Origin of the sequence: Corallococcus praedator (assembly GCF_003612125.1) — a bacterium.
In the GTDB taxonomy this organism is placed as follows: domain Bacteria; phylum Myxococcota; class Myxococcia; order Myxococcales; family Myxococcaceae; genus Corallococcus; species Corallococcus praedator.
The window spans coordinates 1-6,761 of the sequence record NZ_RAWI01000459.1; the positions used below are offsets into that span (position 1 = coordinate 1).

Genomic DNA, 6,761 nt, shown 5'->3' on the forward strand with positions numbered 1-6,761 from the left:
GGTGGTGGACGTGAAGGGCAAGACGCTGATGCCGGGCCTTGTGGACGTGCACTGGCACGGGAGCATGGGCGTGGACGGGCTGATGCCGGAGCAGAGCTGGGTGCAGGCGGCGTCGCTGGCGTTCGGGGTGACGACGCTGCACGACCCGTCGAACAATTCGGAGACCATCTTCGCCGCGAGCGAGCTGGGCAAGGCGGGGATGCTGATGTCGCCGCGCATCTTCTCCACGGGCACCATCCTGTACGGGGCGGCGAGCGCGGGGGCGCGCGTGGAGATCGACTCGCTGGACGACGCGCGCCGGCACCTGCGGCGGATGCAGGCGTTGGGTGGGTTCAGCGTGAAGAGCTACAACCAGCCCCGGCGCGACCAGCGGCAGAAGGTGCTTCAGGCGGCGCGCGAGCTGGGGATGCTGGTGGTGCCGGAGGGCGGCTCGCTGCTGCAGCACAACCTGACGATGGTGGTGGACGGGCACACGGGCGTGGAGCACTCGCTGCCGGTGGCGCGCATCTACGACGACGTGCGCCAGCTCTGGAAGGCCACGCGCGTGGGCTACACGCCGACGCTGGGCGTGTCCTACGGCGGGTTGATGGGGGAGAACTACTGGTACCAGAAGACGAACGTCTGGGAGGACACGCGCCTGTTGTCCTTCGTGCCCCGGCGCGTGGTGGATGAGCGGTCGCGGCGCCGGGTGATGGTGCCGGACGAGGAGTTCAACCACCAGAACGTTGCCCGCGTGGCGAAGGAGTTGAACGACCTGGGGGTGAGCGTGCAGTTGGGCGCGCACGGACAGCGTGAGGGATTGGCGGCGCACTGGGAGCTGGCGATGTTCGTCCAGGGCGGCATGACGCCGATGCAGGCGCTGCGCGCGGGCACGCTGAGCGGGGCGCGCTACCTGGGGATGGACGCGGACCTGGGCTCGTTGGAGGGCGGGAAGCTGGCGGACCTGGTGGTGCTGGACAAGAACCCGCTGGAGGACATCTCGAACAGCCGCACGGTGCGCTACACGATGGTGAACGGGCACCTGTACGACGCCAACACGCTGAACGAGGTGGGCACGCGGCAGCGCACGCGCGCGAAGTTCTTCTTCGAGAAGGACGGCAACGAAGGGTGGAGCCCGAAGGCCTCCTCGCATGCGAATGAGCAGGTATGCGATTAGGGTGGGTGCTGTGTTTGTATGCCGTGGGCTGCGCGGTCGGCCCACGGCAGTTCCATCAATCCCTGGGCCCTGGGCCCGGGCCGGGCTGCGTCAGCACGGTGGATTGCCAGTGCAAGGACGGCGTGGTGGTGGCCTGTGAACAGCTTGGAGTCGCGCCCCGTCCCCGGATGCCGCCTCCGTTGCCACTGCCCGGGGCCGCGGAGGAGGCGCGGGAGAAGGAGAACGAGCGGCGCCGGGACACCTGCGGTGATGACTATGTTCGCTGCGTTGATGCGGGTGGGGGAGGCTTGCCTGGCCGGGTGCAGGGCGAAAGCCGGTGTGACTCCTGCCGGGCCTACTGTATGGCCCATGGCTTCTGGCCCACCTCCATCTACACCTGGAACGGGGAACCATTGAAATGCCCAGGAAGATGAAAGAAGCCTTCGCCGACCCGTCCCTGCACGACCCGCACTGGCGCGCCTTCATCCTGGACATGGAGAACACGAGTGCGCGCAGGGACTGGCGACGCTTTCGCGCGGACCTCAGACGACTGGAGCGGCGCCATACCGGACGGGTGCCCACAGCCCCAATGCACCGCGCCCTCGCGGAGGATGTGTTCTTGTGTGCCGCGCATTGGGAGCAGACTCCACGCATCGTGCGCGGCGCGCTGCGTGAGTTGTTGCGATACCCCTTGAGGTTCGCGCTCTACTCCTTCGTGGCTGCGGAGTACTGGCGCTGGGCGTCCAAGGTGTCCCCTGCGGACCTGCTCGCAGCCGAGGCCATGCTCGCAGAAGTTCGTGAGGCCCTTCCTTCGCTGGATGAGCACGAGCGCTGGAACACGGAGGGCTTGCTGGCCTCTCTGAAGCGCTGAAGGCAGGTGTACGTCCGAGATGATCACCCTTTCGCAGCCAGTTTCGGGCCACCCGGTTCGGATGCGTGAAGGGAGTGAAGTCCGAGCGAGGCCTCTCATGCTAATGGGCAGGGATGCGATGGGTGTTCATGTTGACGCTGGGTTGGGGCGTCGTGGGCTGCGCGGTCGGCCCACGGCAGTTCCATCAATCGCTGGGCCCGGGGCCCGGGCCAGGCTGCGTCAGCACGGTGGATTGCCAGTGCAAGGACGGGGTGGTAGCGGCCTGCGAGCAGCTTGGAATCGCGCCCCGTCCCCGGGTGCCGCCTCCGTTGCCACCGCCCGGGGCCGCAGAGGAGGCGCGCGAGAAGGAAACCGAACGGCGCCGGGATTCCTGTGGCGATGACTATGTTCGCTGCGTCGATGATGGCGGGCAAAGCCAGCCTGGGCGAGTCATGGGCGAGAGCCTGTGTGAGTCCTGCCGGGCCTACTGTATGGCTCAAGGGTTCTGGCCTGAGGCCATCTATTCCTGGAAAGGAGTCCGACAGGAATGTCGCAGAAAATGAAAGGCTTCGACGATCCGCCCTATAGCGACCCCAACTGGGAGGCATTCATGCAGGAGGTAGAGGAGACGACGGGACTTGCCCCCAGGGACTGGCCGCGCTTCCGTGCGGGACTGAGGCAGTTGGAGCGGCGTCATGCCGGACGGGTACCAACAGCCTCGATGCACCGAAAAATCGCGGAGAATGTGTTCTTCTGTGCCGCGCACTGGAAGCAGACGCCGCGTGTCGTGCGCGGCGCATTGCGTGCCTATTTGAAACATCCGATGGGGACGATGAAGTACTCCTACACCGCCGCGGAGTACTGGCAATGGGCGTTCAAGGTCTCTCCCGACGACCTGCCCGCCGCGGAGGCCATGCTCGCGAAGGTCCGTGAGTACCTGCCCACCCTGGATGAGCGCGAGCGCTGGAACACGGAGGGCTTGCTGGCCTTCCTGAAGCGACTCTGACGTTCAGCGCGTCGCGGCCACCTGGGCCAGCGCCTGTTGAATCTGGGGCAGCGCATAGGGCTTGGGCAGCACCACCACGCCCAGCCACTGCTGCGGATCCCCGTCCAGCGCCGCGCGCCCATGCCCGGAGGCGATGATGATGCGCATGGCGGGCTTTCGCAGCGCCACCTCGCGCGCCAGGTCCACGCCCGACATGCCCGGCAACGTCACGTCCGTGAACAACACGTCGAACGGTCCTGACGCCAGCGCCACCCGCGCCTCCTCCGCGCTCGCCACCGGCACCACGGCGTGCCCCAGCAGGTCCAACAGTTCGCTCGCGGACGTGCGGATGTCCTCGTCGTCCTCCACCAGCAACACCTGCATCCGCCGCGCGGACTCCTGCGTCGGCGGCAATTCCTGGCGCGGCGGCACCTCCGGCCACGTCACCTTCGGCACCGGTGGTGTCAGCAGCCGCTGCTTGCGCTGATCCAACAGCGCCCGCACCTTGCGCGCCAGGTCCTCGCGCCGGTACGGCTTGCTCAACAGGTGCACGCCCGGGTCCAACCGGCCGCCGTGCACGATGGCGTTCTCCGTGTACCCCGACGTGAAGAGCACCTCGATGTCCGGCTGGAGCAGTCGCGCCTGCTTCGCCAGCTCCGGGCTTCGCACCGGCCCTGGCATCACCACGTCCGTGAAGAGCAGGTCCACCGCCACGCCGCTCTTCAGGATGGACAGCGCGCTCTGCCCGTCCACCGCGCGCAGCACCCGGTAGCCCAGCTCCGTGAGCAGCTCCACCACCGTCGCCCGCACGTCCGCGTCGTCCTCCACCGCGAGGATGGTCTCCTGTCCACCCTCCACCGGCCCCGTCACCACCTCCGGCACCGGCGCTTCCGCCTGGAAGGCCCGCGGCAGGTACACCTTCACCGTCGTGCCGTGCCCCACCTCGCTGTAGAGCTTCACGTGGCCGCCGGACTGCTTCACGAAGCCGTACACCATGCTCAGCCCCAGGCCCGTGCCCCGACCCTCCGGCTTCGTCGTGAAGAAGGGCTCGAACGCGCGCTCCCGCACCTCCGATGTCATGCCCGCGCCCGTGTCCGACACCGCCAGCAACACGTACGCCCCCGCCAGCACGTCCGGGTGCTGCTGCGCGTAGTGGTCGTCCAGCGACGCGTTGCTCAACTCCAACGTCAGCTTCCCCTGGCCCCCCATCGCGTCGCGCGCGTTGATGGCCAGGTTCAGGATGACGTTCTCCAACTGGTGCGGATCCGCCAGCGTGTTCCACAGCCCGCCGCTGATGACCGTCTCCAGCTCCACGTCCTCGCCCAGCGCGCGGCGCAAGAGGTCGTCCATGCCGCGCACCAGCCGGCCCAGGCTCAGCGAGCGCGGCGCCAGGGGCTGCCGCCGCGAGAACGCCAGCAATTGCGCCGACAGCCGAGCCCCCCGCTCCACCGCGCCCAGCGCCGTGCGCACCCGCTGCGACCCGCGCTCGTTGCCCGCCACGTCGCGCTGCAGGAGCTGGAGGTTGCCGCCGACAATCTGGAGCAGGTTGTTGAAGTCGTGCGCCACGCCGCCCGTCAGCTTGCCCACGGCCTCCATCTTCTGCGCCTGCCGGAGCTGCTCCTCCGTCTGCCGCTGCTCGGTGACGTCGCGCCCGCTGGCGTACAACACGCCGTCCTCCGGGACCGGCACCGCCGTCCAGGCGATGCGCCGGACCCCACCGTGCTTGCACCGGTAGCTGCTCTCGAAGTTCAGCGTCGGCCGGCCTCCCGCCAGATGGCCCACCTCTTCGTGCGACCTCGCGTAGTCCTCCGGCGTCTCCAGCCACTCGGACGTGCGCCCCAGCAGCTCCGCCTCCGTCCACCCCAGCATCCGGGTCCAGGCCGGGTTGACGCTCAGGAAGCGGCCCCCCTTCAGGTCCCCCACCACCAGCAGGTCCTGGGACACGTTCCACACGCGGTCCCGCTCCTGCGTGCGCTGCGCCACCCGCTGCTCCAGCGTCTCGTTGGCCTGCTTCAGCTCCGCCAGCGCCTTGAGCCGCGACAGCGCGGACCACACGCGGTCGGCCACGTTGCGCGCCAGCTCGATTTCATCCTCCAGCCACTGGCGCGGCCGCGCGTCGTGCAGGAACAGCACCGCCACGAACTCGCCGTGCTCCAGCAGCGGGATGTTGAACAGCGCCCGGATGCCCACCTTCTCCAGCGTGGCCCCATGGGCCGCGGTGCGTGAGTCCAACCGCACGTCCGGGATGGCCACCAGCTCGCCGCGCTGGAGGTCCTCCAGGAACGCGCCGTAGTCGTGGAAGCGGTGCACGCCCTGCACCTGGGACACCTTCGGGCTGGACACCCAGTTGGGGTGCAGGAACACCAGCCCATGCGCGGCGTCCACCGTGCCGTACCCCGCGCGCGCCACCCGCAGCAGGCGCCCCACCACCTCCATGGCGAGCTGCGCGGCGGCATCCGGAGACGTCGCCTCGCGCAGCCGGTCCGTCATCTCCAGCAACGCCGCCTGCCGCAGCTCGTTGCGCTTGCGCGCGTCAATGTCCACCAGCACGCCGGGAAAGCGCAGCGGTGTCCCCTGGGGCGTCAGCTCGCAGTGGCCACTGGCCTCCACCCACCGGTAGAGGCCGTCCCAGCGGCGCACGCGGTATTCGGCGCGGAAGGCGCCTCCCGCCTTCACGGTGCGGCCGATGGTCTCCTCCAGGGCCGGCCGGTCCTCCGGGTGCACGGACTCCACGAAGAGTTCGATGGGCAGGCCGTCGCGCGTCTGGAGCGGGTTCAGGGAGAAGGCGCGCGCGAAGCGCTCGTCGGCGATGACCTTGTTGGCGGGCACGTCCCACACCCAGGTGCCAATCACCGCTTCGGTGTTCAACGCCAGTTGCACCCGCTCGTTGGCGGCGCGCAGGGCATCCTCCGCCATGCGGCGCTCGGTGATGTCCTGCGTGACGCCAATCAGTTGCACCGGCCGGCCCACCGCGTCGTTCACGAACGACGCCCGCCTTGCAATCCAGCGCACCGCCCCGGTGTCCTGCCTGCGGATGCGGTACTCCACCGACAGCGTCGACAGTCCGGCCGCCCGCGTGCGCGCATTGGACAGCCGGTGCCGGTCCTCCTCCAACGCCAGCGATTCAATGACCTGCGCGGGCAGGGTGTCCGTGCGCGGCAGGCCATACAGGCGGCAGAACTCCGGCGTCACCGTCAGGAGGTTGGTGGCGATCTCCAGCGTGAAGACGCCAATGCCTCCCGCCTCCTGCGCCAGCCGCAGCTGCTCGCGCTTCACGCGCAGGCGCTCCTCGTCGGCGCGTTGCTGGGTGATGTCCCGCGAGACGCAGATGGCGAAGCGGGGCCTGCCCGCCGCGTCCTTCGCCAGCGAGACGTGGTTGTGCACCCAGACGACGCTGGCGTCCGGCCGCAGGTAGCGCTTCTCCTCGCTGAAGGACTCGCCCGTCTCCAGCAGGTTCCGGAACAGGTGGGCGTGGCGCTCGCGGTCCTCCGGGTGCGTGAGCGACAGCAGGGTGCGGCCCAGCATGTCCTCGCGCGGGCGCCCCAGCAGGTCGCAGCAGCGCTGGTTCACCAGCTCCAGCGCGCCCGTGAGGTCCGTCTGGGAGATGCCCACGCTGGCCTGCTGGAAGAGCACGGCCAGACGCTCGCGGTCGAACGCGGGCGCGGTCGTCTCCGGCGTGGCCGGGGCCTCACCCGCGTCCAGGCCCGCGTCGCGCAGGCGGGCGCGCAGACGTTCGACCTCCGCCCTCAGGGCCTGTTCGGTGTCGGAAGGGGGAACACTCATGTCTGGGG

The 6,761-nt window shown here is 69.2% G+C and carries 4 protein-coding genes and 1 pseudogene; 3 read left to right on the plus strand and 2 right to left on the minus strand.

The genetic code is table 11. The annotated features are described in order from the left end of the window. From D7Y13_RS35990 to D7Y13_RS45370, 3 genes are all read left to right on the plus strand, one after another. Nucleotides 1-1,156 (plus strand): amidohydrolase family protein (locus D7Y13_RS35990; protein ID WP_147452571.1); only part of this gene is annotated, 1,156 nt, incomplete at its 5' end. A gap of 409 nt (nt 1,157-1,565) precedes the next feature. Then, nucleotides 1,566-2,006, plus strand: a complete 441-nt coding sequence (locus D7Y13_RS35995) for a hypothetical protein (protein WP_120585191.1) — start codon at nt 1,566-1,568, stop codon at nt 2,004-2,006. Nucleotides 2,007-2,532: 526 nt separating this feature from the next. Next, nucleotides 2,533-2,991 carry a hypothetical protein gene (locus D7Y13_RS45370; protein ID WP_147444449.1) on the plus strand — a complete coding sequence of 153 codons (459 nt, stop codon included), beginning with the start codon at nt 2,533-2,535 and terminating at the stop codon, nt 2,989-2,991. Between the two features lie 3 nt (nt 2,992-2,994). Here the strand turns inward: D7Y13_RS45370 and D7Y13_RS36005 are convergent, their stop codons facing one another. Both D7Y13_RS36005 and D7Y13_RS49595 read right to left on the minus strand, forming a co-directional pair. Then, nucleotides 2,995-6,246 carry a hybrid sensor histidine kinase/response regulator gene (locus tag D7Y13_RS36005; protein WP_233595830.1) on the minus strand — a complete coding sequence of 1,084 codons (3,252 nt, stop codon included), beginning with the start codon at nt 6,244-6,246 and terminating at the stop codon, nt 2,995-2,997. Between the two features lie 63 nt (nt 6,247-6,309). Next, nucleotides 6,310-6,753 (minus strand): annotated as a pseudogene (locus D7Y13_RS49595) (PAS domain-containing protein); the annotation flags it as partial. Nucleotides 6,754-6,761 lie beyond the last annotated feature (8 nt).

Bases quoted from the DNA above. Each gene is read 5' to 3' on its own strand.
- D7Y13_RS35995 (WP_120585191.1), top strand. From the start codon at position 1,566: ATGAAAGAAGCCTTCGCCGACCCGTCCCTGCACGACCCGCACTGGCGC.
- D7Y13_RS45370 (WP_147444449.1), top strand. From the start codon at position 2,533: ATGTCGCAGAAAATGAAAGGCTTCGACGATCCGCCCTATAGCGACCCC.